The 24540-nt window shown below is 49.6% G+C and carries 23 protein-coding genes; 11 read left to right on the plus strand and 12 right to left on the minus strand.

Annotation, left to right across the window (positions count from 1 at the left end; translation table 11 throughout):
• The first annotated feature begins 5 nt into the window (after positions 1-5).
• Positions 6-2051: an oligopeptidase A gene (gene prlC / locus HGP28_RS16350; RefSeq protein WP_168837538.1), complete on the plus strand. Its 2046-nt coding sequence runs from the start codon at positions 6-8 to the stop codon at positions 2049-2051.
• 117 nt (positions 2052-2168) lie between these two features.
• On the opposite strand, the gene asnC is transcribed toward prlC, so the two are convergent.
• A complete protein-coding gene (asnC, locus tag HGP28_RS16355; RefSeq protein ID WP_168837539.1) occupies positions 2169-2633 on the minus strand; it encodes a transcriptional regulator AsnC in 465 nt (154 codons plus the stop codon).
• A 222-nt stretch (positions 2634-2855) separates the two neighbouring features.
• On the opposite strand from asnC, the gene HGP28_RS16360 reads away from it, so the two are divergent.
• Positions 2856-3650, plus strand: coding sequence for a class I SAM-dependent methyltransferase (locus tag HGP28_RS16360; protein WP_343033927.1), 795 nt, complete (start codon positions 2856-2858; stop codon positions 3648-3650).
• A 36-nt stretch (positions 3651-3686) separates the two neighbouring features.
• On the opposite strand, the gene HGP28_RS16365 is transcribed toward HGP28_RS16360, so the two are convergent.
• Positions 3687-4583, minus strand: a complete 897-nt coding sequence (locus tag HGP28_RS16365) for an EamA family transporter (protein WP_168837541.1) — start codon at positions 4581-4583, stop codon at positions 3687-3689.
• A gap of 102 nt (positions 4584-4685) precedes the next feature.
• A complete protein-coding gene (locus tag HGP28_RS16370) occupies positions 4686-5117 on the minus strand; it encodes a universal stress protein (protein WP_168837542.1) in 432 nt (143 codons plus the stop codon).
• A 313-nt stretch (positions 5118-5430) separates the two neighbouring features.
• Here HGP28_RS16370 and ftnA point away from each other — a divergent pair, with 313 nt between their 5' ends.
• The 3 genes from ftnA (at position 5431) to HGP28_RS16385 (ending at position 7735) form a co-directional block, all read left to right on the plus strand.
• Positions 5431-5958 (plus strand): non-heme ferritin, encoded by a 528-nt coding sequence (gene ftnA / locus HGP28_RS16375; RefSeq protein ID WP_168837543.1) that lies wholly within the window; start codon positions 5431-5433, stop codon positions 5956-5958.
• A gap of 80 nt (positions 5959-6038) precedes the next feature.
• Positions 6039-6362 (plus strand): universal stress protein UspB, encoded by a 324-nt coding sequence (uspB, locus tag HGP28_RS16380; protein ID WP_168837544.1) that lies wholly within the window; start codon positions 6039-6041, stop codon positions 6360-6362.
• A 185-nt stretch (positions 6363-6547) separates the two neighbouring features.
• Positions 6548-7735, plus strand: coding sequence for a BaiN/RdsA family NAD(P)/FAD-dependent oxidoreductase (locus tag HGP28_RS16385; RefSeq protein WP_168837545.1), 1188 nt, complete (start codon positions 6548-6550; stop codon positions 7733-7735).
• A gap of 3 nt (positions 7736-7738) precedes the next feature.
• On the opposite strand, the gene HGP28_RS16390 is transcribed toward HGP28_RS16385, so the two are convergent.
• From HGP28_RS16390 to HGP28_RS16400, 3 genes are all read right to left on the minus strand, one after another.
• Positions 7739-8347, minus strand: coding sequence for a YdcF family protein (locus HGP28_RS16390; protein ID WP_168837546.1), 609 nt, complete (start codon positions 8345-8347; stop codon positions 7739-7741).
• Positions 8348-8499: 152 nt separating this feature from the next.
• Positions 8500-9642 carry a LuxR C-terminal-related transcriptional regulator gene (locus HGP28_RS16395; protein WP_168837547.1) on the minus strand — a complete coding sequence of 381 codons (1143 nt, stop codon included), beginning with the start codon at positions 9640-9642 and terminating at the stop codon, positions 8500-8502.
• A 44-nt stretch (positions 9643-9686) separates the two neighbouring features.
• The gene (locus HGP28_RS16400; RefSeq protein ID WP_168837548.1) at positions 9687-10271 is read right to left on the minus strand and encodes a hypothetical protein; all 585 of its coding nucleotides are present in this window, start codon (positions 10269-10271) and stop codon (positions 9687-9689) included.
• 199 nt (positions 10272-10470) lie between these two features.
• Between HGP28_RS16400 and HGP28_RS16405 the strand changes: the two genes are divergently transcribed.
• On the plus strand, positions 10471-11505 hold the full coding sequence (locus HGP28_RS16405; RefSeq protein ID WP_168837549.1) for a hypothetical protein: 1035 nt from the start codon (positions 10471-10473) through the stop codon (positions 11503-11505).
• Positions 11506-11545: 40 nt separating this feature from the next.
• On the opposite strand, the gene HGP28_RS16410 is transcribed toward HGP28_RS16405, so the two are convergent.
• From HGP28_RS16410 to HGP28_RS16420, 3 genes are all read right to left on the minus strand, one after another.
• Positions 11546-12463 (minus strand): hypothetical protein, encoded by a 918-nt coding sequence (locus HGP28_RS16410; RefSeq protein WP_168837550.1) that lies wholly within the window; start codon positions 12461-12463, stop codon positions 11546-11548.
• A 210-nt stretch (positions 12464-12673) separates the two neighbouring features.
• Positions 12674-13288, minus strand: a complete 615-nt coding sequence (locus HGP28_RS16415; RefSeq protein ID WP_168837551.1) for a bifunctional 4-hydroxy-2-oxoglutarate aldolase/2-dehydro-3-deoxy-phosphogluconate aldolase — start codon at positions 13286-13288, stop codon at positions 12674-12676.
• A 67-nt stretch (positions 13289-13355) separates the two neighbouring features.
• A complete protein-coding gene (locus HGP28_RS16420; protein ID WP_168837552.1) occupies positions 13356-14729 on the minus strand; it encodes a GntP family permease in 1374 nt (457 codons plus the stop codon).
• 152 nt (positions 14730-14881) lie between these two features.
• Between HGP28_RS16420 and HGP28_RS16425 the strand changes: the two genes are divergently transcribed.
• Both HGP28_RS16425 and edd read left to right on the plus strand, forming a co-directional pair.
• Positions 14882-15403 carry a gluconokinase gene (locus tag HGP28_RS16425; RefSeq protein WP_168837553.1) on the plus strand — a complete coding sequence of 174 codons (522 nt, stop codon included), beginning with the start codon at positions 14882-14884 and terminating at the stop codon, positions 15401-15403.
• A complete protein-coding gene (gene edd / locus HGP28_RS16430) occupies positions 15400-17196 on the plus strand; it encodes a phosphogluconate dehydratase (RefSeq protein ID WP_168837554.1) in 1797 nt (598 codons plus the stop codon). Before HGP28_RS16425 ends, edd begins: the two co-directional genes overlap by 4 nt.
• 104 nt (positions 17197-17300) lie before the next feature.
• On the opposite strand, the gene HGP28_RS16435 is transcribed toward edd, so the two are convergent.
• Positions 17301-17807 (minus strand): GNAT family N-acetyltransferase, encoded by a 507-nt coding sequence (locus tag HGP28_RS16435; protein WP_168837555.1) that lies wholly within the window; start codon positions 17805-17807, stop codon positions 17301-17303.
• Positions 17808-18192: 385 nt separating this feature from the next.
• Between HGP28_RS16435 and HGP28_RS16440 the strand changes: the two genes are divergently transcribed.
• The 3 genes from HGP28_RS16440 to HGP28_RS16450 all read left to right on the plus strand — a co-directional run bounded on the left by HGP28_RS16440 (position 18193) and on the right by HGP28_RS16450 (position 20567).
• The gene (locus tag HGP28_RS16440) at positions 18193-19134 is read left to right on the plus strand and encodes a virulence factor BrkB family protein (RefSeq protein WP_168837556.1); all 942 of its coding nucleotides are present in this window, start codon (positions 18193-18195) and stop codon (positions 19132-19134) included.
• Positions 19106-19540: a D-aminoacyl-tRNA deacylase gene (gene dtd / locus HGP28_RS16445; RefSeq protein WP_168837557.1), complete on the plus strand. Its 435-nt coding sequence runs from the start codon at positions 19106-19108 to the stop codon at positions 19538-19540. Before HGP28_RS16440 ends, dtd begins: the two co-directional genes overlap by 29 nt.
• 106 nt (positions 19541-19646) lie before the next feature.
• Positions 19647-20567 carry a bifunctional GNAT family N-acetyltransferase/hotdog fold thioesterase gene (locus HGP28_RS16450; protein ID WP_168837558.1) on the plus strand — a complete coding sequence of 307 codons (921 nt, stop codon included), beginning with the start codon at positions 19647-19649 and terminating at the stop codon, positions 20565-20567.
• 16 nt (positions 20568-20583) lie between these two features.
• Here HGP28_RS16450 and HGP28_RS16455 read toward each other — a convergent pair whose 3' ends face one another.
• Positions 20584-22614, minus strand: a complete 2031-nt coding sequence (locus HGP28_RS16455; protein WP_168837559.1) for an AsmA family protein — start codon at positions 22612-22614, stop codon at positions 20584-20586.
• A gap of 112 nt (positions 22615-22726) precedes the next feature.
• A complete protein-coding gene (pckA, locus tag HGP28_RS16460; protein WP_168837560.1) occupies positions 22727-24355 on the minus strand; it encodes a phosphoenolpyruvate carboxykinase (ATP) in 1629 nt (542 codons plus the stop codon).
• Positions 24356-24540: the final 185 nt, after the last annotated feature.

Genomic DNA, 24540 nt, shown 5'->3' on the forward strand with positions numbered 1-24540 from the left:
TGCGCATGACGAACCCTCTGCTGACTTTTACCGATCTTCCGCCGTTTTCTGACATCCTTCCAGAGCAAGTTAAGCCTGCGATTGAGCAAGCGATTCACGATTGCCGCACCGAAATTGACGTGGTATTGGCGAGTAACTCGCAGCCGACGTGGCAAAGTGTGATTGCGCCGATAGAGCAAGTGGACGACCGTTTGAGTCGCATTTGGTCACCGATAAGCCATATGAACTCGGTGGTCAACAGTGAAGCACTGCGTGAAGCGTATGAAAGCTGCTTGCCTTTATTGTCGGAATACGGCACTTGGGTGGGGCAGCACAAAGGCTTATTTGATGCCTATAAAGCGATAAAAGCGAGTGAGGATTTTGCAACCTTAACCTTAGCGCAGCAAAAAACCATCAATAATGGTTTACGCGATTTTGAACTCTCGGGCATTGGCTTGCCAGCTGATGAGCAGCATCGTTATGGTGAAATTAGCAAACGTATGTCAGAGCTCAGCTCGCAATTTTCCAATAACGTGCTTGATGCCACTATGGGGTGGTCAAAGCGAATTGAAGACGCCGCTGAGTTAGCTGGGCTGCCTGAGTCGGCACTTGCCGCAGCGCAAGCAGCGGCTGAAGCCAAAGGCGAAACCGGCTATTTATTGACCTTAGATATTCCGTCTTATTTGCCAGTGATCACCTATTGCGACAATGCCGAGTTACGCGCGGAAATTTATCAGGCGTATGTCACGCGTGCGTCTGATCGTGGGCCGAATGCCGGCAAATGGGACAATACCGAGATCATTAACGAAGAGCTCAAATTACGTCACGAAATCGCCCGTATGCTTGGTTTTAACACCTTCAGTGAAAAGTCGCTCGCCACCAAAATGGCGGAAAATCCAGAGCAAGTACTGGGCTTTTTGAATGATTTAGCCAGCCGCGCTAAGCCACAAGGTGAGCGTGAAGTGCAAGCCCTGCGTGATTTTGCCAAAACAGAGTTTGGCGTGACCGAGCTAAATTTATGGGATATCCCTTACTACAGCGAAAAACAAAAGCAGCATCTGTTTGAGATCTCTGATGAAGATCTGCGCCCTTATTTTCCGGAAGCGCGGGTTCTTAGCGGGCTGTTTGAGGTGCTTGAGCGTGTGTTTGGTATGTATGTGGTCGAGCGTGAAGGGGTGGAGACTTGGCATCCATCGGTGCGCTTCTTTGACATTTTGGACGGCGCCAACACACTGCGTGGCAGTTTCTACCTTGATCTCTATGCTCGCGAACACAAACGCGGCGGTGCGTGGATGGATGAGTGCCGCGTGCGTCGTACTACGCTAAGTGGTGAGCTGCAAACGCCGGTGGCGTATTTGACCTGTAACTTCAACCGCCCAATTGGCGATAAACCCGCGCTATTTACTCATAATGAAGTGGTGACCTTGTTCCACGAATTTGGCCATGGTATTCATCACATGCTCACGCAAGTGACCACCTCAGGTGCAGTGTCAGGGATCAACGGCGTGCCTTGGGATGCGGTCGAATTGCCAAGTCAGTTCCTAGAAAACTGGTGCTGGGAAGAAGACGCGCTGGCCTTTATTTCCGGTCATTACCAAACTGGTGAGCCGCTGCCCAAAGCGATGCTTGATAAGATGCTTGCGGCGAAAAACTTCCAATCGGCGATGGCGCTGCTGCGTCAACTTGAGTTTGCCCTGTTTGATTTTACGTTGCACACCGAATTTGATCCGGAAGTCGGCCCTAAGGTGCTTGATACGCTCGCGCAAGTAAAACAAAAGGTGTCGGTTCTGCCTGCGCTTGAATGGTCGCGCTTCTCTCATGGCTTCTCGCACATTTTTGCGGGTGGTTACAGCGCTGGCTACTACAGCTACTTGTGGGCTGAAGTGTTGTCATCGGATGCGTACGCGCGTTTCGAAGAAGAGGGCATTTTTAATATCGATACTGGCGCCAGCTTTTTGACCAATATTCTAGAGATGGGCGGCAGCGAAGAGCCAATGACGCTGTTTAAGCGTTTTCGTGGCCGAGAGCCGCAAATTGATGCGTTATTGCGTCATTCGGGGATCCAAGCTTAGGCTTTGTTCGAGTATAAGCTCTCGAGTGAGTGAACTGAGACACATCGCGTATCAACCAGCCTTCGGGCTGGTTTTTTGTTCGATCTCGCCAGCTGCGCTGTGCCTTCCATGGGGATATTAAGGGTTGACGTTGCGATTGATCGGATTTTGCAACGAAATCAAAGTCTCGGTCGATTGCACTTCATCAATTGCTTGCAATTTATCAATCAAAACGTATTGCAGCTCCTCGATGGAGCGACACATCAGTTTAACAAAAATATTGTACGCGCCAGTGGTGTAGTAGGCTTCTACCACCTCTTCCAATGCGTTAAGTTTTTCTAGCGCCGAGTGATAATCGCGCGCCGCATTGAGATTGATTCCAATAAAACAGCACACATCAAAGCCGAGCTTTTTGGTGTTGACGATCACTTCCGTGCCTTCAATCACATTGGCAGATTTCATCTTTTCGATTCGCACGTGAATGGTGGCAGGGCTAACATGAAACTCCTTTGCCATTTCAGCGTAAGGCTTGCGCGCATCCGCCATTAGCGTTTTTAAAATGGCTTTATCGAGTTCGTCTAACTTGGCTGGTGTGGTCTGCATCTTGAGTCTCTTTTGTGCGCGATATTGTGCGACTATACCTGTAATTGATGCCTTTACCCAAGTAACTTCAAGATACGCGTTGACGTGGTTAGGTAGGGTTTGCCATTGGTGGAAACAACAGATTTGCGGTGGCTGCAACTTTTTCGAGAGTGAGGTACACTGCCGCGAAATTTCGAACCCGAATACCGATGTGGCGATATCGCCATGACGAAGGAGTGCGCTGTGCACATTCAATTGATTTGTGAGTGCGTTTGCCAGCCTGAGCAAGCGCAACATCGACTTGCTGACATTGCTGAGCGTTGGCAGCTTGTCCATGATGATACCAGCCCGTTTGCGCTGGTACTAACCGATAGTCAGCTTGAGCTGCGTAAATTGGATGAGCCGAAATTAGGCGCCATTTTTGTCGATTTGGTCGGTGGTGCGGTGGGGCATCGTCGCAAATTTGGCGGTGGCAAGGGACAAGCCATTGCCAAAGCTGCGGGCCTAAACAAAGGCGCGATGCCACGCGTTTTGGATGCGACGGCGGGACTGGGGCGCGATGCGTTTGTGTTGGCTTCGTTGGGCTGTTATGTACAGATGGTGGAGCGTAACCCTGTGGTTGCGGCGTTACTTGATGATGGATTGATGCGCGCGGGAATGGATCCTGAGATTGGTGCTTGGGTTCGCGAGCGTTTATCGCTACTGCACGCTTCAAGCCATGATGCGTTAGAGACCTTATCCCAGCGCGATGACTTTGTGCGTCCAGATGTGGTCTATCTTGACCCCATGTACCCTCATCCTGAAGGCAAAAAGAAAACCGCGTTAGTCAAAAAAGAGATGCGCGTATTTCAATCGCTGGTGGGCAGCGATAATGACGCCGATGCGTTATTGGCTCCAGCCTTGTTGCTGGCCAGTAAGCGCGTTGTGGTGAAACGGCCTGATTACGCGCCATGGCTGGCTCAGCAAAAACCCTCAATGGCGATTGAAACCAAAAAGAATCGCTTTGATGTTTATGTGCAAGCGGCGATGGGAGCCTAATCTTCGCGTATTCGAACCACCGCCGCAGAGTTTGGTTTACACTGAGGCTTTGCGGCCCTGTTTGGCGTAATCTGACGCCACTTTGCGTTTAACCCAAGTCTCATTAACCCACAATGAAAGCAAAATTAACGCGCCGCCGAGCAACAGGCGCGGAATGTCTTCATCTCGATTCCACAAAAGCAAATTGACCAGCAACCCTGCCGGGACTAGCGCGTTGTTCATGACCGCCAATGCTCCTGCGTTGACTAGGGTTGCCCCCTTGTTCCAAGCAAAATACCCCAAGCCCGACGCGATGGCGCCCAAATAGACCAACACGCTCCATTGAAGTGGTGTGGTCGGCAATTTGTCACTGTTGCCTAAAAGAGCAAACGCCACTGTGGCGACCACGAGCGCGCCAAGATAGAAATAACCAAAAACAGTATGCTGAGCCACTTTGACCGAACTTTGCTCCATCACATATTTGTAGCCGACTTGGCCGATGGCAAAGCAGAGGTTGGCACCTTGCACCACCCAAAACCCAAGCCAAAAATGACCTTCCGGTTGCGCAAATTTGATCACCGCCGCACCGAATACTGCGACCGCCGCCGTGACGAGATACCACAGTGAAAACCGACGTTGCAGTAAATCATAAAGGAGAGTGACGTAAATCGGAGTGAAGACGGTAAAGAGCAGTACCTCTGGCACAGAGAGCAACAAAAACGATTGGTAATAAAAACAGTACATCAAACCAAGCTGAAAGCCACCAATGATCATAAGTTTGGCAATCAGCGTTTTTGCGATACCACGAAACGACAAAAAAGGGAGGAATATGACAGCCGCTAACGCCACACGCATCCAAACGGAGAAATAGGCATCCACCTGCCCAGCTAAATACACGCCAATTAAACTAAAGGAGAAGGCCCACAGTAAGGTGACGGCGACCAAGTACGGCATAATATCCTCGTTGATATGAGAGATTGGGATGAGAAAAGAGCCTTGAGTGTACTGAGTTTGGCGCGCAGAAAAAAGCCTCGACTGGCGAGGCGTTTATGTTAATTAACTCTCTTCACGCAGCGGAATGACGAGCATATCAACGGGCGAGCAATTGATCAGCTGACGGGTGGATGATAGCCATTTGCTCCAAAAATCTTGGTGATGACCACACACCAAGAGATCAATTTGATAGTCGCCAATGGTATCGCACAGCTCTTGCCCAAGATCGCCACTGCCAACAAAGGTGTGAGTGATAGGGTAGCCGGCGTAAGACGCGAGTTTGTCGAGCTTTTCTCGTGAGGTTTCCATCGCTTGATGTTGCGCCTCTGCCATATTGATATCAATCAGGCCGGAATAGAGCTCGGCAAAATTCACATCGATATGAATAAATGAAACCTTAGCCTCCAAGCGACTGGCCAGTTTGACGGCTTTATCAATCAGAACATTGCTTTCTTCAGAGAGATCGACAGCGACAAGGATGTGTTGATAAGTCATGATTTTTCTCCGTAGGTGCGCTTCAGTGGGCCATTAAAATTTCATTTTCGCTTCGCAGAGTGCTTTTTAAAGATAACCGCCGCGAAAACGCAATTTACTGCCGAATGAAGCATGACGCCTTAAATAGTATGGATTAACCATAGCATTGCGACGGTAAAAAATGTGTCGTCAAGATCTCAGAACCCCAGCAATAACTGAGGTCTGGAGCCAAATTTCAATAATAAATCAAACCGTTTCACATTGGCGTTCTTGGTTCTTGCAGTTGCGCGGGGATAGTGGCAAAGTGGTTGAAATATAACCACAAGGAGTCGGTATGTTATCCAGTGATATGGTGAGTCAACTCAACGAGCAAATTAATCTCGAGTTTTTTTCATCCAACCTATACTTACAAATGAGCGCGTGGTGTGAAGATCGAGGCTTTGAAGGCGCGGCTCAGTTTTTGCGCGCCCATGCCGTCGAAGAAATGGAACACATGCAGCGCTTATTCACCTATGTCAGTGAAACTGGCGCGTTACCCATTTTGGGCGCAATCGCTGCGCCTCGCCATCACTACGCCTCACTTGGAGAGGTGTTTCGTGAAACCTATGAACACGAGCGTATGATTACTGAGAAAATCAATAAACTCGCTCATGCGGCATTTACGAGTCAGGACTATTCGACCTTTAATTTCTTACAGTGGTACGTGGCCGAGCAGCACGAAGAGGAAAAGCTGTTCAAGGGAATTTTAGATAAGCTGGAATTGGTCGGTGAAGAAGGCAAGGCGCTGTTCTTCATTGACAAAGATCTGGCAGAGTTAGCGAAGAAAGGTTCATCTTCAGTGATGGATGCGACGGTTGCCTAAGTGCGCGCAGTAACAGGCAACAAGTAAAGAGGCTGCCGTCTCTTGCTCTTACGCATCCTCGAAGGTGTAGGGAGGAAGAGATGATCAATGGTGATACCATTTTATTCACACTTATGGTGGTAACCGTGGTGAACATGGCGCGATACCTCACCGCATTGCGCTCACTGATCCACATCATGCGAGAGGCGCATCCCTTGTTATACCAGCAAGTTGATGGCAACGGGTTTTTTACCACCCATGGCAATATGGCCAAGCAGGTCCGTCTCTACCATTACATTAAGGGAAAAGAGTATCACCATCATCACGATCCTGTGTTCACGGGCAAATGCGATCGCGTGCGAGAGTTGTTCATACTCTCCACTGCGTTGGTTGTCGTCACCTTGTTTGCCGCCTTTATGCTGTGACATCGAACCAAAGTAGAATCGTGCTTGGACGCTTGGTGTTTTGAGATAACCTCGGTAAACTAGCGGCCATGAGGCTCAGATGAGTTGAAAAGGATGTGTGTAGCACATCCTTTTTTTTATTGGCATGATTCCGATTAACGGCGCATGGCGGCACGAGAGACGGGCAGTAAACACAGGTTGTAGAGATGAATAAGCAGTTTGATGTGGTGATCATTGGCGCAGGCGCCGCAGGACTAATGTGCGCAGCGCAAGCGGGCAAGCGCGGTCGTCGAGTGTTGCTGCTCGATCATGGCAAAAAGCCGGGCCGTAAGATTTTGATCTCAGGTGGTGGCCGCTGCAACTTCACCAACTACGATGTGTCTGCCAAAAATTACTTAAGCCAGAATCCACATTTTGTTAAATCGGCATTGGCGCAATACACCAATTGGGATTTCATCTCGATGATTTACCAATACGGCATTGAGTTTGAAGAGCGCGATCATGGGCAGCTATTTTGCCTCGATTCAGCCAAACAAATCGTCAATATGTTACTGGCCGAATGCGATTTACCCTCAGTGACTCAGCGTTACCAAACCGAGGTGCTGGCGGTGGCAAAAACCGAACACGGTTTTCATCTCACGTTATCAACCGGTGAAGTGGAATGCGCGTCACTGGTGGTGGCGACTGGCGGCTTGTCGATGCCTAAATTAGGCGCTACGCCGCTGGGTTATCGCATTGCTGAGCAATTTGGTTTATCAATCATACCCACGTGCGCTGGATTGGTGCCGTTTACGTTGCACACCCACGATAAGACGGCATTGGCCGAGTTATCGGGCACTGCGCTGCCAGTCGAAATCACCGCAGAAAATAAAACGCGTTTTAAAGAGGCGCTGTTGTTTACTCACCGCGGATTATCGGGGCCAGCGGTATTACAAATTTCATCCTATTGGCGCGCAGGGCAAAGCGTTTCGGTGAATCTCACCCCTGATCTCGATGTTATGGCCTTTTTAGGCGAGCAACGAGCGCAAAACCCCAATGTCTCGATTAAAAACACCTTGGCAAAAGTGCTCCCCAAACGGCTGGTGGAGGTGTTATTACACCAACAATCGCTGGAAGATAAGCCAATCAAGCAGCTTGATAATAAGGTATTACAGGGGCTGGCTCATTTTGTTCAACATTGGTCTATTGCCCCCAATGGCACAGAAGGTTATCGCACCGCAGAGGTCACGCTGGGTGGCGTTGATACGCGTGCGTTATCGTCCAAAACCATGGAGTGTGCTTCAGTGGCAGGGCTCTACTTCATTGGTGAAGTGGTGGATGTGACAGGCTGGCTTGGGGGGTATAACTTCCAGTGGTGCTGGTCGAGCGGCTTTGTTGCCGGTCAGTGGGTCTAGCGGTCACTTAACCGGCAATCCAAACCATTTTTGACCCGAGCAGCGTGACGTTATGTGACGATAATGCGTTAATTGTGCATTGAGTGAGGTGGTGGTCACGGCAGAAAGGTCGACCCACGGCAGTTGGCGCCAGCGCTCTTTTAAACACCAATCGTGAGCGCTGCGCACCCAAAACTGTGGATCGTGCGAGGAAAACGCGTTTACCACGCGAAGCGCTGCCACTTCAAAGCCCATTTGATTGCAAGTGTGAATGCAGCGCGGTGCGTGCCATGCTTGTGCGACCAGGGTGATATTTTTAGGGCAGCCCAGCTCCCTTGCTCTGCGTGCCACATCTGTGGTTGTCTGGTAGTCACTGCTATGAATCGCGTGCAACAGCGGCTGCTCAAGATGGTAAGCAATTTCACTTTGTGCGTAGCAGGGCAATGAGTCAGGCAATTGGCACACACGGTCGGCAAGACTCAGATTGACATCGTGCAGTTCGCCAAAGGCAAAGGCGAGTATTGCCTTTGTGTGGGACGGCTCGCCAAAATGATCGCATGTGACTAAATGACCGCATGTGGATAAGAGGTGAGCTGTCTGTGTGTGCCAAACATCGTGTGTCAAAAGTGCCATGGGCGCCGCTTTGGTTCGATTACTTATTCCAGTGTGGTTAAAAGCGGCGGCGGCGCATAAGGTGAAGACGAGAAATGTTTGAACGTCTTGAACTTAATACCCAATCTCAATACTCAATCTCACTGACCCACGATGTACTTCGTGGGTCAACATTACAAGGTTTCATCTTTTTGACGCAGATACATTTGGTAAGCGGCGTAGATTTCTGAACGGTCGCTAACGCACAGTTTTTTCTTCACATTGCCCCAATGGGCGTGAGCGGTGCTTTTGGCCAAACCATACTGATGAATAAAATCAATAATTTTTCCGCCTGAGGCCAGCACTTCAACCAGTTCAGCTTCACGTTTGGTGAGAGAGTCATGCTGCCATGGTGGCGCGAGGCCATGACGTCCTCGAGCGTTGTGCATCTCAATCGTCACCAAACGCAGCGCCGTATCATAGCCAATCAAATCCTCACTGCGATTGAGTAACGTCACGGTGACGTTATGCCCAAGCAGACGGACCTGAAGTTTTGGCGGCGCGTCAGGATGGTAATCCTCAGAGCCTATGTTGCTAATCAATTTTTTCAGGGTTTCGCTGATGCGTCGCTCTTTGTGATGCAAATAACCTTGGTGCAGTTGCAACCCAAGCTCGCTATTTTTCGCTAAAGTTTTGGCGTGGCGATTGCTGTTTATCACCTTGGCATAACGATCGACTAAAAAAGCCGAATCAGACAGTTGTTCAAGGAAAAATTGAATACTGGCAGGGTAGGTGGTGACTTGGCGCATACGCTGCCCAGCCTCCCATACTTCATTCATCAGTGGCAGATACTCGGTAATGAGGGCAAGTATTTTTTGCTTAAGCCCGGGCTGAGTATTGTCATACAGCAGATTGACACTAACCCAATGATCGCTGGCGTGATGCACGGCGAAGACCACGGTATCATTGACGCCTTGAGGCTCGAGCCAAGACCAAAACCCGCTGGCACGAAGCGCCTCAGCACTGATGTATTGTGACAACGCATATGGCGTGATAGGGGGAATTTGCGCTTCGATTTTGGTCCAAGGATCTAAGGATTGATACCGATTAACGTAATCATCGACTTCTTGTTCGCTGAGGCCATAAATCACCGGACTGGCTAAGGTTTCGAGCAGATCTTTCGGAATGTAAAAATCAGACGATTGACGATTTCGCAGCATCAAAAAGGCTTTTTTTGCCCCCGTCAATTTGACCATTTCACCTAAGACGTCGCGCCAATGCTCAACATTATTGATGGTTTTGTAGAGTTTTTCTTTTAAATCTTTATGTGCTTGCATGCGCCACCCAAAGCCAGCAGATGCGCTGCTGGCTTCTCACGCAACTATTTGAGTGCGATCAGAGCGCCATAGTTGAGGCTTTTATCACACGGGAAATAGTCCTTTATTGCCAAGATGATCTCAAAGCCGTGTTTTTGGTACAGTTTGAGCTCGCCGTCAATGGAATATCCATCAGAAGAACGGCGGTCGATATAGTCACGAATTGAACCTGCGTGACGCTCATACCATTTTTTGTAACCCGGTACGCGACTGCCAAGCATTAACATATAACAAATTCCGCTTTCGATGAAGCGCTTATGAAAATAGGCGATCACAGATTCCGCAACGCCGAATTTCTCACCAGACATGCCAATGCCGTAAAGAATGTGACCATTATCGCGATGCGATTGACGAATCGATCCATAATCGGTGATCGCATCCCAGCTTTCTGCGCCAACACAGTTGACTCGCTGCACCGCCGCGTAGCCGACGATGTTTCCTTCTTCATCAACGGCCACCACACTGCCTTGAGGAAAGATGTTATGTCGTGAGCCAATCATTTCTACCGTGGCCGCCTCTTCTCCCCAAACTCGCTGCTCTAGCGCCTCCACAGCGGCATAATCATCGAGTGTCATTTCACGAACGATCATGTTTACTCCTTAATGTCGTTATCGTTTCGATGACACCACGATAAGGGTGAGCCGCGTTGAGTGCTGTGTGCCGATTTGTGCGCCGCTGTGTGTGACTTGTGCGCTGACATAATTGTCAACACAGGTTGAGCGCAGCAAACACAGAAATGCTTAATTTTCATATTGATAATTTGAATGATTTCATCAAAAGGAACATTCAATGACTCAATTAGTAGCAGGCTATCCGTGTGATAGAGAGATGGCGGTAAAATACGCACCTGAGTATCAAAGTGCTTTGATTCAGCAAACGCTTTTGTTACCCGGAGGGGGCTGTGCGTATTATCGTGCGCAAAAAGGCGATGCATGCACATTTTGTGCATTTCCCGGATTCATTCGCAGTGTGATAAAGGGCGAGGGGTTTGAGCACGACTTCTCGAGCTGGAAGTTGCCCAGTGAGATTTATCACACCATGTTAGAGACGTTAACCGCGAACAATCACGGTGTTGAACGGTTAGCGATTTTTAACGGTGGCAGCTTTTTTCCCAACTCTGAGTTACCAGGAGATTTTCAGCGTTCGGTCTACCAATATGCGGCAACGCACCCCACGATAAAGCAGCTGTTTGTTGAGGGGTATCCCAACTTTATTTCCAAGGCCAAGCTTGTCGAAGCCAAGTCACTGCTCGGCGACAAAGATCTCTTGGTGGGGGTTGGCTTTGAAAGCGCCAATGATACGGTGCGCAACACTATGTTGAAAAAAGGGATCGACAAGCGAGTGTTTGAACAAAAAGTCGCCCTGATGCATGAGTTGGGGGTGCAAGTCTCCGTTTATGTGTTTTTAAAAGCGCCGCAGCTAACGGAATACCAAGCGTATCAAGATGTGGTGGCGACATTGCGTTATCTGCATGATTTGGGTGTGGCACACATGGCGCTCTCTTGCGCTTTTGTGCCTGAAAACACACCGCTGGCGACGCTCTATCATTCAGGCGGCTTTCGCCCACCTTGGCTTTGGACCATAACGGAAATTAAGAAATTAGCGGATAAGGAAGGTTGGCCTCTGACCATTGGTGGGTTTGATGATACACCGCCGCCGGTGGCTGGCCCGAGCAATTGTGCCAAGTGTAATGGTTCTGTTTTGGGGGCGATTGAGCGCAGTCGTCGTGAAGGGTATCTTGACGTTACCGCCATCCCAACGTGTGAGTGTCAGCAGCAGTGGCAACCACTTTTTCAACGTGAGCAGGAGCAGGTGATTGTATAACTAAATGTCTGCAGTATACCGCGCAAAGCGCGGTATTGAATTAAAGCAGTTGTGGCGGGGGTGTTGTCGGGGCGGTAGGACTCGGCTCTGTCGGAGCCGAAGTGGAAGGCGATGATGCAGGCGTCGCTGGTAGAGTGATGTGCAACTCGACGGTTTTTCCGCTAAGACTGATCAATATCAGTAATTGCAACAGCAGCGAAATCAAACCAAATAGACTCAAATATTGGCGAAGGCGCCAATGTCGCAGTGACCAAGCGAGTGAGCAACGGACTTCGACATTTTGGCTGGGAGAGGCTCTTGTGGGGACCGCGCGATAAGGCGAGCGTTGTCGAACGGCGGCTGACTTTATTTGGCTACTCTTAAGTGATCGTATCAGTGATGGTGGCGGAGTGTTCTTGTTAAGTTTTGAAATAGGTTCCGTGGTCGACATAGGGAATGGCAGTGGAGAGTTGAGTGGTCGACGTGATGACGCGATGAGGCGACGATGGGAAAGAGGGCGCTCTGAAATCGGTTTAAATGGTTTGGATTTTGGCGTGACGGGTTGAGTGAAAAGGGGGTTGGCCGCCAGTAACGCATTTTGGTGATGTGAAAGAGCGGGCGTTGAGATTTTTTTCGATGCTTGTTTTTTTGCTGGCGCGTGTTTTTTGGCTGGTGCGTGGTTGAATCGCTCAGTCCAAGCGTGCGCCAAATCTGGCGAGGCGCAGATAAGCTCAAACATCGATTGCATTGCCACTCGCCCACTGAGTTGAGGCATCACCGCGCGGTAGCGCCAACCGCGTAGAGTTTCGGCATTAATGTTGGGACCTTTATGTTGTTCTGATAGACGGCAAAGCTGCTCACCAGAGAGCTGAGTCAGGGTAAAAAATGACTTGAGTATGGCCTGAATCGTGTCACCACTGGGCGGCTCATTGATGGTTTGATAGGTGATAGTTCGAGCCAATGACGGTTTCGGGGGCATAAAAACTCCTCGCTATTATGTGAACTCGTTCGGTATAGAAGAGCGAGCGCAGTGTAGCGAGGTGTGTGGCTTGAAGTCGAATTGATTGTATAAAAAAAGGCCACACAAGGTGGCCATTCCCGAAATCGGGAGATTGAGAAAGCTTCCCAAAACTTTCACTGTATCAGTCTGCTCACAGCATTGTGCGCAGCGCATGATTTTTTAAGTCAATTAGGCGTTAACCGCGCGAACTAAATCCGCCAGTGCGTCCCATTCACCTTTATCCATAAGATCTGTCGGAACCATCCAAGTGCCACCGCAAGCCACCACAGATTTCAGCGCTAGGTAGTCACCTGCTGTCTCAGGGCTGATACCGCCCGTTGGCATAAAGTTGACTGGGTAAACGGCCGACAATGCTTTAAGCATCGCGATACCGCCCGATGGCTCTGCAGGAAAGAATTTCAGAGTACGAAGGCCCATTTCCATCGCCTGTTCAACCAGACTTGGGTTGTTTACGCCAGGTACGATAGTCACGCCACGTTGCTGACAGTATTTGACTGTCGTTGGGTTTAAACCTGGGCTGACGATGAAGTCCACGCCAGCGTCAATCGCTTGATCCACTTGCGCTGAGTTCAATACAGTACCAGCACCAATCAAAAGCTCAGGGTACGCTTCACGCATGATGCGAATTGACTCAACCGCCGCTTCAGTGCGGAAGGTCACTTCTGCACACGGTAGGCCGTTTTCAACCAACACTTTTGCCAATGGCAACGCGTGAGCGACGTCATTGATAGCGATAACAGGAACGATGCGAATCTCGCGGAGTCGTTGTTCGATGGTTTTCATAGGACCTCTTTTTTTAAACGGAAACTCCCGAGATGAACTCGGGAGTGATTTCGATAGCTTGTATAGATTACAGAACGATACTTAGCAGTGCCGCAATGATAAAGGCAATACCACCTAGTAAGGTTTCCATAACAGTCCAAGTTTTTAGGGTTGTTTTCTCATCCATATCAAGTAGACGAGAAACCAGCCAGAAACCTGAATCGTTAAAGTGAGACAGTACAGTTGCACCACCTGCAATCGCAATCACGATAAAGCAGAGGTCAAATTGGCTTAGGCCTGGTGTTGCAGCTACCATTGGGGCAATCAGCGCCGCAGCTGTCGTCAGTGCAACTGTCGCAGAACCTTGAGCAACACGTAGACAGGTTGCGATAACGAACGCAGCAACAATCACTGGCATACCAGTGTCGCTTAAAACGCTCGCCAGTGCATCACCAATACCAGACGCACGCAGTACGCCACCGAACATGCCGCCCGCACCTGTAACGAGGATCACGCCACAGATAGGAGCAAGCGAGTCGCCACAAAGTTTTTCAAGTTTTGCCATGCCGTAATCTTTGGCAAATACCGCCAAACATGCCAGCAAAGTGATAAGCAGAGCAACTGGCGTTTTACCTAGCATACGTAGGAATTCAACCAGTGGCGTTTTACCGTCGATAACGCCCGCTACCGCTAGTGTATTCAATACTGTATCGAAACAGATAAGGAATACTGGCATCACCAATAGCGCCATTACCGTGCCAAATTTTGGCAGTTTGCTTTCGTCAATCAGTTCCGCATCAGCAAACGCTTTTGGTAGTGGAATATCAAATTTCTTACCAGCGTACAGACCAAACAGGTAAGCACCGATGTACCAAGTTGGAATTGCAATTGCGATACCGACAAAGAGTAGCAAACCGATATTAGTACCAAAGAATTCCGCTGCCGCAACTGGGCCAGGGTGTGGTGGTACAAAACCGTGCATCACAGCAAACGCACCCGCAGAAGGTAGTGCGTATTTGATTGGCGAACCACCAAAGCGTTTTGCCACGCTAAAGATGATTGGCATCATCACAACAAGGCCAGCATCGAAGAAGATTGGGAAACCAAACAGGAGCGATGCCACACCAAGAGCAAATGGTGCACGTTCGGCGCCAAAGCGGCCGATCAGCGTGTCTGCCAATACTTTTGCACCGCCGGTGATCTCAAGGATCTTACCAATCATCGCGCCAAGGCCTACTAGAAGGGCAACAGACGCTAGCGTGCCACCGAAGCCACCCATCATGGTTGGAACCACTTGATCGGAGGTCACGCCCGTTGCGATTGCAGTACCCAAACTTACGATGGTCAGCGACGCGAACGCATGAATTTTCAGTTTAATGATAAGCACCAAAAGTGCCACGATTGAAAGAACAGCAATGGTCAGCAGAAACGTAGGGTCGGCTGCCTGTGTCAGATGTTCCATATGTTCACCCTAATAATTAGTTTGTGTGTTAGTTCACATTTATCGTAGTTACGGGTAACATGTTACCGATAACATTAATAAGATACACCCAGTTTTTGAATATTGATTCGAAAAATGAGATCACGCGCAAGTTTAGTTTGGAGATATAGGTTATGGCAGGTAGTTCAGTCATTGTGATGGGCGTATGTGCAAGCGGTAAAACCACCATTGGTGAAATGCTTGCTGAAAAACTGGGTCGAAAGTTTATCGATGGTGACAATCTTCATCCACGAGCCAACATTCAAAAAATGGCTTCAGGTCAACCTCTTAATGATGACGACCGCACGCCATGGCTAGAGCGTATCCGTGATGCGGCATACAGCCTAGAAAGCAAAAGCGAACACGGCATCATCGTTTGTTCTGCACTCAAAAAAATCTATCGCGATCAGATTCGTGAAGGTAATGAAAACGTTAGCTTCTTATTCCTTGATGGCAGCAAAGAGCTGATCATGGAGCGCATGCGCGCCCGTCAAGGCCACTTCATGAAAGAGAACATGGTCAACAGCCAGTTCGATACCCTTGAGCGTCCAGAAGGTGAGCCACGTACTCTCTTTGTTGATATCGATGCGACCATTGATGAAGTGGTGGCGAACGCAGCACAACTGATCCAAGCACAAGACGAGGCAACAGCATGACTCATCCAGTCATTTTAGCGGTAACTGAGCGCTTAGAAGCGCGCTCGGCCGCCACTCGCGCGCAATTTGAAGCGCGCACCGCAGAGCAAGCGGCAATTGGTAAAGCACGTGGTACCTTGTCATGTGGTAACTTGGCCCACGCGGTGGCAGCGTCATGTGCCACTGAAAAGAAACACATTCTTGATTTTACCCGTGCCAACGTGGCGCTGATCAGCTCTTACAACGACATGCTCAGCGCGCACCATCCATACCAAGAATACCCAGCGCAAATTAAAAACACCCTAGCGACATTGGGCCACACCGCTCAAGTGGCTGGCTGTGTTCCTGCCATGTGTGATGGCGTGACGCAAGGCCAAGCGGGCATGGACATGTCGCTGTTCTCACGTGATTTGATTGCGCAATCGACCGCACTGTCGCTAAGCCACAATGTGTACGATGCGACGCTGCTTTTGGGGATTTGTGACAAGATTGCACCAGGACAAATCATGGGCGCGCTGGCTTACGCGCATTTGCCAACCGCATTTGTACCAGCAGGGTTGATGCCAACAGGCATTAGCAACGAAGAAAAAGTCGATATTCGCCAGAAGTACGCTGCGGGTGAAATTGGTAAAGACGCTCTGCTGGATATGGAGTGCCGTGCTTACCACTCGCCAGGCACCTGCACCTTCTATGGTACGGCGAACACCAACCAAGTCGTCTTTGAGGCGATGGGCTTGATGCTACCTGGCTCGGCATTTATTCATCCAAACACCGAACTGCGTCATGCTCTGACCGATCACGCTGCGCTGCGTATTGCCGGTATGACAGCAGGTTCTGCAAACTTCCGTCCACTGTCTGAAGTGGTGACGGCGAAGAGCTTGGTCAACGGTATCATTGCGTTACTTGCCTCTGGCGGCAGTACTAACCATTCGATCCACATGTTGGCAGTCGCGCGCGCAGCCGGTTTGCAATTGACGTGGCAAGACGTGAGCGACTTGTCTGAAGTGGTGCCATTGCTGGCAAAAGTGTACCCGAACGGTCCTGCAGATATGAACGCGTTCCAAGCAGCAGGCGGCGTTCCAGCTTTGTTGCATCGTTTGAATGAGCAAGATTTGCTGCACCGTGACGTGAAGCCCGTATTTGGCGAATTTGCAGACATGATGTCGTTACCGACACTTGCCGATGGCAAACTGGCATGGCAAGCGTGCACCGGTACATTGAATGCGGAAGTGATTGCCGCCAGCGGCGAAATGTTCCAAGTCACCGGCGGGACACGCGTACTCAAAGGTAACCTTGGCAGCGCTGTGGTGAAAGTCTCTGCCGTAAAAGAAGATCAACGCTTTATCGAAGCACCAGCGGTGGTATTCCAATGCCAACACGAAGTGGAAGCGGCATATAAGCGTGGTGAGCTGAACAAAGATTGCATCGTGGTGGTGACCCATAACGGTCCTGCGGCAAACGGCATGCCTGAGCTGCACAAATTGATGCCAATTTTGGGCAACATTCAAAAAGCAGGCTTTAAAGTCGCCTTGGTGACTGACGGTCGTTTGTCGGGTGCCTCAGGCAAGATCCCATCAGCAATTCACGTGTCACCAGAAGCTCTGCGTGGGGGTGACATTGGTTTGGTGCGCGATGGCGACATCATTCGTCTCGATTGCCAAAATGGTACGCTGAACAATTTGGCGGATACGGCGGATCGCAGCCCGTTAGTGATTGATACCGAAGCGACACAACAAACTTGGGGTCGCGGCCTGTTTAGTGTGATGCGTCAATCGGTTAGCGGCGCGGACGAAGGTGCTAGCTTCATCGTCTGATTAGCATCATCATTCAGACATCTAGTGTGTTTGAGTCGAACGTAGAAAAACGGAGTCCATGTTGACTCCGTTTTTTTATATGAAAATTTATTGCTGTATGGGTATTAAACCTGCTCACTCGGGTGACCCCACATCAAGGGCGAAGCGTAGGGGCCTTGCACCGTTGATGTTGATTCTCCTACGCCATCAAGCGCGCCAGGCGTTAGCGCTTTCGCAAACCAACACTCTAGTGGTGCCAATGTTTTAACTGGCGGCCTAACTTGATGTGGAGTGTTATAGCGATTGCCGTAATGGAAGGGCTCTCCCATCACGAAGATGACGTCTGCGTCGAGTTCACTCTCTGCTTTTTCCATTAAACGAGTCGCGAACCCTTTGCCTTGGTATTGCGGCAATACAGCGAGTGGCGCCAACACATAACATTTTAGGTGAGGTGCTTTATCTATAGTTATTGGGGTATAACACGCGTGCGCGACGCCTTCATAAACGATGGAATAGCTGCCATCGGCAATGAGGTCGTCAGCAAACTCAGCGTAGAGTTTGGCATGGCGTTCATCGTAAAGGCCACCAGCGTTAGCAAAGGCCTCGTATTGAATTTGATAAGGTGTATTCATTTTTGACTCTCTTAAAATACTGACCGGTCGGTTTGCTTGCGAATTGGAAATATCCCCGCGTTGGTGAGTTATTCTGCGAGCGTTTACCTGCAGAAGCGTGATGGGTGAATTATTAAAATACAAACCGACCGGTTGGTCTGTAATTTAGGGTTCATAATTTGATCTGTCAAGATTTATTGTACGTCTCATTGATCGCGACATCGGCGTGTACACGTCCGTATTCGCCGTGAAGCTATTACGTCGCTTTGTATCATTTTCGCAGCAATGCGGCTTTTATCATATTGGTAACAAAAACACATAGCGTCAAAGTGCATAATTAGGGCATGCTTATGTTTGGGCACAAGACCCAAGTGTTTTCGTTAATTACAAAGGTAAAGCCCCTGCAATGGACTCACTTTATCGCCGCGCCGTCGCGGTCAGTTTGACCTTTATCACCGCATTCTGGTTATACGCTCGTTATTTGCTGCGGCGTATCTTGCACGATCGCGTGAATGTGAATGCCGGCTACCTTGCCTATATTACGTTGCTGTCGCTGGTTCCTAGCTTGACCGTGTTGTTTTCCGTGCTGTCGACATTTCCGGAATTTGCAGGCGCTGGCAGCGTGTTGCAAGATTTTATCATTACCAATTTTGTGCCAGCCGCTGGCGATGCGGTTGATAAGGCTCTACAACAGTTTGTCGCCAATACCGGGCAAATGACGGCGGTGGGCATTGGTTTTTTGTTTATCGCCGCGTTGATGCTTATTTCTAACATCGACAGTAACTTAAACTACATTTGGCGCGTGAAGCATAAACGGCAGATCATCTACTCATTTTCAATGTACTGGATGGTTTTAACCCTTGGTCCGATTTTGGTTGGCACCAGTATTGCGGCCACTTCTTATCTAACGACGTTGAAAATATTAGATAACGATACTCTGTCTCACGCTTATCAATATTTACTACGCTGGTTGCCGTTTTTATTATCGTTTTTTGCCTTTTTAGGCCTGTATCTTTTGGTGCCCAACACTAAGGTGCCTATGTGGCATGCGTGTGTTGGCGCTTTGTTAGCTGCGCTGCTCTTTGAATTAACCAAGCGCGGATTTGCCGCCTACATCACGACATTCCCATCGTATCAGCTGATTTATGGCGCGTTGGCTGCGATCCCGATTTTGTTTATTTGGGTCTACCTTTCTTGGATTATTGTGCTGGTTGGCGCAGAAGTGACCGCAGCGCTTGGTGAGCGAGGTCTGTGGAAGGCGGAACCGGACGTGGTAGAATCTTCGTCTTATCCAACGTTAACTCAAGGAAGTTCTTCAAATGATCGCTCTAATTCAACGCGTTTCTGAGGCCGCTGTTCGTGTCGATGGTGAAGTGGTCGGCGAAATTGGCCATGGCCTTTTGGTGTTACTGGGCGTCGAACGCGATGACGATGAAGCAAAAGCGCAGCGCTTAATGGAGCGAGTCACGACGTACCGCATATTTGGTGATGCTGAGGAAAAAATGAACCTCAATGTTAAGCAAGTAGCGGGAGAGCTACTGGTGGTATCGCAATTTACGCTGCCTGCTGACACCAAAAAAGGGACGCGTCCTGGGTTTTCTCGTGGCGCGCATCCGCAAGACGCTGAGCGGCTTTACGATTATTTTGCCGATCAGTGCCAAGCGGTGTTGCCCACTCAGCGTGGTCGTTTTGCCGCCGACATGAAGGTCTCTTTGGTCAATGATGGGCCAGTGACTTTCTGGCTGCAAGTGTAGGGGGATATTCCCCTTCTATACCCGTCCTAGTTGAAGTTGCAACTTTAAGTGGTTTGGATAGAGCAACTTTAATTTTCGTGGACTCAATCTCAGTGGAAAGGAAACCATGTTTAAACTTATTACGCCCAGTACGGACAATCAGCTAAACAAGTATTTTCATTTTCGCTGGCAGATGCTTCGCGAGCCTTGGCGCATGCCGATGGGCTCGGAACGCGATGAATACGATGGCGTGAGCCATCATCGCATGATTGTCGATGGCCGTGGGCGGCCGATGGCCATTGGTCGGCTCTACATTACCCCAGATCATGAAGGCCAAATTCGTTACATGGCGGTCAAAAATGGGCGGCGTAACAAAGGAATGGGCTCATTGGTGTTGGTGGCTTTGGAGTCATTGGCGCAACAAGAGGGTGCGAAACGCTTAGTGTGTAATGCTCGCGAAGATGCGATTTCGTTTTACGAGCATAATGGCTTTGAGCGTCGTGGTGAATTGACCGATGAGCGTGGCCCTGTGCGCCACCAGCAAATGGTGAAACCACTTGACCCATTAGCCAATGTGCTGCGCAAACCCGACTGGTGCCAAGAGCTGCAAGCGCGTTGGGAGCAGTACATTCCGATCAGCGATAAAGTTGGGATCAAAATCAGTCAATATACGGGGTATCAATTTGATTGCACCGCCCAACTCAATCCCAATTTGAATCCGCATAATACGCTGTTTGCTGGCTCGGCGTTTACGCTTGCCACACTAACAGGGTGGGGAATGGCTTGGCTGCTGCTCAAAGAGCGTGGGTTAACCGGGGATATCGTGTTGGCGGACAGTCGAATTCGTTATCGTCATCCGGTGACGCAAAATCCGCGCGCGTCCACCTCACTGGACGGCATCAGTGGTGATTTGGACCGCTTAGCGGTGGGGCGCAAAGCGCGAATTGTAATTCATGTGACCATTTACAGCGGCAATAAACCTGCCATCGATTTTTACGGCACGTATATGTTACTGCCTAATTACCAAGCTTGGCTTGGCAAACAATAGTTGGGTATAGAGTGTTTCAGTGAACACGTGACGACATTTGGGTGGCCGCGCACGGTTGTGCCACTTGCGAGCGCGGATCCCATACCATTCCACGCCATTGAAAACACTCAGGTGCAGTCGGGAGGCTCTTGCCGTCTTGGGTGGTGATGACAGGCGTTGCAACTCCTTGTATTTGGTAGCGTAATGTACTTTGCTCTGGCGCGGCTAAATCGAGCTCACCTTGCCACCAAGCCTCAATGTTTTCACCGTCATCTGCCACTGGTGGCGTTGTGGCGAGCGTGACTTTCGGCAGTGTAATGCGCCCACGCTCTGCTTTGAGCTTGATTGGGCTAATGGAAACGGAGCGCCAAGGCGCCTTCACCAGTTTGGCTTTACTCTGGTATAACTCCGCGGTGATTTCGCCACTTAATGTGTGGCTTAGCATGTTCCAGTCACCGCCCAAGCCCTGTAAATCGACCGAGCCACTGCTTAAACTCTCAATCGAGAGAGGGTATGGGAGTGACAATAAAGAGGCGACAGGCAAACCTTCCACGTTCAGATTAAGCTGCCAAGGTCGACTGAGTTTGGCTAAATTCCACTCGGCCGTCATATCGACATAACCCAGTTCAAGCGGCGCAAAGGCGCGAGTAATGCGCCACAAGCCGCGCTCACTTTCCATTGTGATAAGAGGCTGATGGGTGAGCAATTGATCAAAACTGGCGTTCGCGGCACTCAGCTCCGCTCGGCCTTGCCACATGCCCCATTTTCCTGCTTGTTTCAGAGTGAGATCGCTCGCTGTAACATTTAATCCGCTTACCTGCCAGTAGGGTTTATCCGCAAGCTGAATGAGTTGGCTGTGCTTGATCGCAAGGTTATCAAAGTGCCAGTCTGAGTAATGAGCAAGAAACTCAGGCAGCTCAAGCGCGCTTTGGTGTTTGTCTAGCGTCCATTGCACGTTGCTTATCGTCAGATCGTCAAGGTGAATGCGCGTTGGTGTGATGAGACCTTGCGTGCTAATCAATCCTTGTTGCCAGTTTGCTGCCATGTCATGCAGGGTCAGCGTCTCCTCGTTTAAGGTTAAGTGCGCGCGCGGCTCTACCCACATTTGCTCGTCAACACTCAGGCTATCGGCAGTAAAGGAGAGGCTGGCGTTGCTTTGTTGCCAAAGTCGCAGCGGCAGCGCGATATTTTCGACCGAAAGATTTAGATTACGCCAGTTCTGCGCTTGCCACGAGATGTCGCTACGAAGGATATCCAAGCTGTTGATGTGACTGACATGCGCCAAGAGCCACTGCCAAGCCGGATGAGTCAGTGGCGCGGGGGGACTTTGAGTGAGTTGCAACCCTTCCACCGTGACATTAACCAGTGACCACCCTGAAGGGTATTGCTCCGCTTGCCCAGAAAATTGCGCGCCACGCCAAGTAAAAGAGGCGCCATAGAGCGTGCTGTCGTGAGGGCGATAAGCGAAATCGAACAGCGGCTGTGAAATACGTTCATCGTTCCAGCGGATTTGATTGGCCGAAAATTGAATGTCGCCATAAGGGAGATATTGAGTGCTATTGAGCCATTGTGGCTTGCGAATTTGCACACTCAATTGCTCAATCTGCTGCTGCGGCGTAATGATGTTAATCTCGCTGAGTGCGAGGTGCGCGATTGCCACGTGCTCGAGTTTGGCGCGCCACGTTTGAACCGCGTTCAGCGGGCTATCCCCTTGCGAAGTCTCGATGGTTTGTGCATCAACACTCACGGTTGCGCCTTTTATCAGCAAGGAGTCGAGTTGCCATTGCCCATCTTGATAGGGCCAAGAAGCCAACCAGAGATCGACTTGCGTTACCTGTAGTGGCGTTGATGATCCATCGGCCGCAGCAAAGGAGACCTGATGCAAGGTCAATTGGTTGGGAAAGTGGTAATCGTATTGTTCTGCGCTGAGTGACCAATCCAATTGTTTAACGATGTGATTGGCGATATGAGTGCCAGCTTTTGTCGGTAGCAATGCGACTAAGGTAATGACGCTAAGCAGAGTGAGGCTGATGAGTAAAGCGAATGTAACTAACAGTTTTTTCATCATAATTTGGCGCAGGGGCTTTGGTATAGCTTGATGTAAAAACGGGTCAGGAGCAAGGTAAAAGCCCCAAAATGGGGCTTTTTGTTATGTCGAGTGTCTCAGTGGATTACCATATTTAATCCAGCTGGGGGCCTGCCTGAATCAATGAACGACCTTCATCATTGTCGGTGTACTTGGCAAAGTTATTGATAAAGCGCTGCGCTAAATCTTGTGCTTTGCTCTCCCATTGCAGCGGATCGACATAGGTATCACGCGGGTCAAGGATTTCAGGATCAACGCCTGGAAGCGAGGTTGGAACGCTGAGGTTGAAAATCGGAATTTGACGTGTTTCTGCGTTTTCAATTGAACCGTTCAAAATCGCGTCAATGATGCCACGGGTATCTTGAATTGAGATCCGTTTACCACTGCCGTTCCATCCGGTGTTCACCAAATACGCTTCTGCGCCAGCCGCTTCCATCCGTTTGACTAATACTTCTGCGTATTTTGTTGGGTGTAGCGTTAAGAATGCTGCGCCAAAACAAGCGGAAAACGTCGGTGTTGGCTCGGTAATGCCGCGCTCAGTACCCGCTAATTTTGCGGTAAAACCAGAGAGGAAATGATATTTGGTTTGCTCTGGTGTCAACTTAGACACTGGCGGTAACACGCCAAAGGCATCAGCGGATAAGAAGATCACCTTATTGGCATGGCCACCCTTAGACACTGGTTTAACAATGTTATCGATGTGATGGATTGGGTAGGAAACGCGAGTGTTTTCGGTTTTTGAGCCGTCGTCAAAATCGATAGATCCATCGCGGCGCACGGTCACGTTTTCGAGCAATGCATCGCGACGAATGGCGTTGTAGATGTCAGGCTCGGCCTCTTTGGATAGCTTGATGGTTTTAGCGTAGCAGCCGCCTTCAAAGTTGAACACGCCATCGTCATCCCAGCCGTGTTCGTCATCACCAATTAAGGCGCGTTTCGGATCGGTCGATAGGGTGGTTTTGCCAGTGCCTGATAAACCGAAGAAAATTGCCACGTCGCCTGCTTCACCCATGTTGGCACTGCAGTGCATTGAGGCCACATCTTTGAGCGGCAAGAAGTAGTTCATCATTGCGAACATACCTTTTTTCATTTCGCCGCCGTACCAAGTACCGCCAATTAATTGCATTTTTTCGGTGAGGTTAAATACCGTGAAGTTCTCAGAGTTGAGGCCCTGCTCTTGCCAGTTCGGGTTGGTGCACTTGGCGCCATTCATCACCACAAAGTCTGGCGTGAAGTTCGCTAATTCGTCTTCGCTTGGACGAATGAACATATTTTTGACGAAGTGTGCTTGCCATGCGACTTCGGTGATCACGCGAATCGCTAGGCGGGTATCTGGGTTGGCACCACAATAGCCATCAATCACAAACAGACGTTTGCCCGACAATTGATGGGTTACGAGTGCTTTGAGATCGTTCCACACGGCCTGATTGATCGGTTTATTGTCATTTTTCACCGCGTCAGATGTCCACCACATGTGTTCTTGAGTGGTGGCGTCTTTCACGATGTATTTGTCTTTAGGAGAGCGGCCGGTAAAGATCCCGGTATCGACCGCAACAGCGCCGAGTTCGGTCACAATACCGCGTTCGTACCCCTCTAAATCTGGGCGGGTTTCTTCTTCAAAAAGCAGTTCATAACTTGGATTGCGTACCACTTCTTTCACGTCATGCAACCCATATTGGCTTAGGTCAAGAGTGAGAGCTTTAGTCTGTTCCATCACGGTCATAGATGCTCCTTAATTAGGATTTTGTAGGGATTTTGTAATAATTTATTAAGAGGTTCTGTAATTAACTCTAGCAACGGGTTTGGCATAAAACAGGGATGCGCATCAAAATTTGTCCTTAATGTTTTTAAGGTCAAAAGTCTCGCCGAGCTGAATCTTCTTAGTAATATTAACGTGTAGACAAAGCC

Source organism: Vibrio agarilyticus (assembly GCF_012641465.1).
Classification (GTDB): Bacteria; Pseudomonadota; Gammaproteobacteria; order Enterobacterales; family Vibrionaceae; genus Vibrio; species Vibrio agarilyticus.

Bases quoted from the DNA above. Each gene is read 5' to 3' on its own strand.
- prlC (WP_168837538.1), top strand. From the start codon at position 6: ATGACGAACCCTCTGCTGACTTTTACCGATCTTCCGCCGTTTTCTGAC.
- asnC (WP_168837539.1), bottom strand. From the start codon at position 2,633: ATGCAGACCACACCAGCCAAGTTAGACGAACTCGATAAAGCCATTTTA.
- HGP28_RS16365 (WP_168837541.1), bottom strand. From the start codon at position 4,583: ATGCCGTACTTGGTCGCCGTCACCTTACTGTGGGCCTTCTCCTTTAGT.
- HGP28_RS16370 (WP_168837542.1), bottom strand. From the start codon at position 5,117: ATGACTTATCAACACATCCTTGTCGCTGTCGATCTCTCTGAAGAAAGC.
- ftnA (WP_168837543.1), top strand. From the start codon at position 5,431: ATGTTATCCAGTGATATGGTGAGTCAACTCAACGAGCAAATTAATCTC.
- uspB (WP_168837544.1), top strand. From the start codon at position 6,039: ATGATCAATGGTGATACCATTTTATTCACACTTATGGTGGTAACCGTG.
- HGP28_RS16385 (WP_168837545.1), top strand. From the start codon at position 6,548: ATGAATAAGCAGTTTGATGTGGTGATCATTGGCGCAGGCGCCGCAGGA.
- HGP28_RS16390 (WP_168837546.1), bottom strand. From the start codon at position 8,347: ATGGCACTTTTGACACACGATGTTTGGCACACACAGACAGCTCACCTC.
- HGP28_RS16395 (WP_168837547.1), bottom strand. From the start codon at position 9,642: ATGCAAGCACATAAAGATTTAAAAGAAAAACTCTACAAAACCATCAAT.
- HGP28_RS16400 (WP_168837548.1), bottom strand. From the start codon at position 10,271: ATGATCGTTCGTGAAATGACACTCGATGATTATGCCGCTGTGGAGGCG.
- HGP28_RS16405 (WP_168837549.1), top strand. From the start codon at position 10,471: ATGACTCAATTAGTAGCAGGCTATCCGTGTGATAGAGAGATGGCGGTA.
- HGP28_RS16410 (WP_168837550.1), bottom strand. From the start codon at position 12,463: ATGCCCCCGAAACCGTCATTGGCTCGAACTATCACCTATCAAACCATC.
- HGP28_RS16415 (WP_168837551.1), bottom strand. From the start codon at position 13,288: ATGAAAACCATCGAACAACGACTCCGCGAGATTCGCATCGTTCCTGTT.
- HGP28_RS16420 (WP_168837552.1), bottom strand. From the start codon at position 14,729: ATGGAACATCTGACACAGGCAGCCGACCCTACGTTTCTGCTGACCATT.
- HGP28_RS16425 (WP_168837553.1), top strand. From the start codon at position 14,882: ATGGCAGGTAGTTCAGTCATTGTGATGGGCGTATGTGCAAGCGGTAAA.
- edd (WP_168837554.1), top strand. From the start codon at position 15,400: ATGACTCATCCAGTCATTTTAGCGGTAACTGAGCGCTTAGAAGCGCGC.
- HGP28_RS16435 (WP_168837555.1), bottom strand. From the start codon at position 17,807: ATGAATACACCTTATCAAATTCAATACGAGGCCTTTGCTAACGCTGGT.
- HGP28_RS16440 (WP_168837556.1), top strand. From the start codon at position 18,193: ATGGACTCACTTTATCGCCGCGCCGTCGCGGTCAGTTTGACCTTTATC.
- dtd (WP_168837557.1), top strand. From the start codon at position 19,106: ATGATCGCTCTAATTCAACGCGTTTCTGAGGCCGCTGTTCGTGTCGAT.
- HGP28_RS16450 (WP_168837558.1), top strand. From the start codon at position 19,647: ATGTTTAAACTTATTACGCCCAGTACGGACAATCAGCTAAACAAGTAT.
- HGP28_RS16455 (WP_168837559.1), bottom strand. From the start codon at position 22,614: ATGATGAAAAAACTGTTAGTTACATTCGCTTTACTCATCAGCCTCACT.
- pckA (WP_168837560.1), bottom strand. From the start codon at position 24,355: ATGACCGTGATGGAACAGACTAAAGCTCTCACTCTTGACCTAAGCCAA.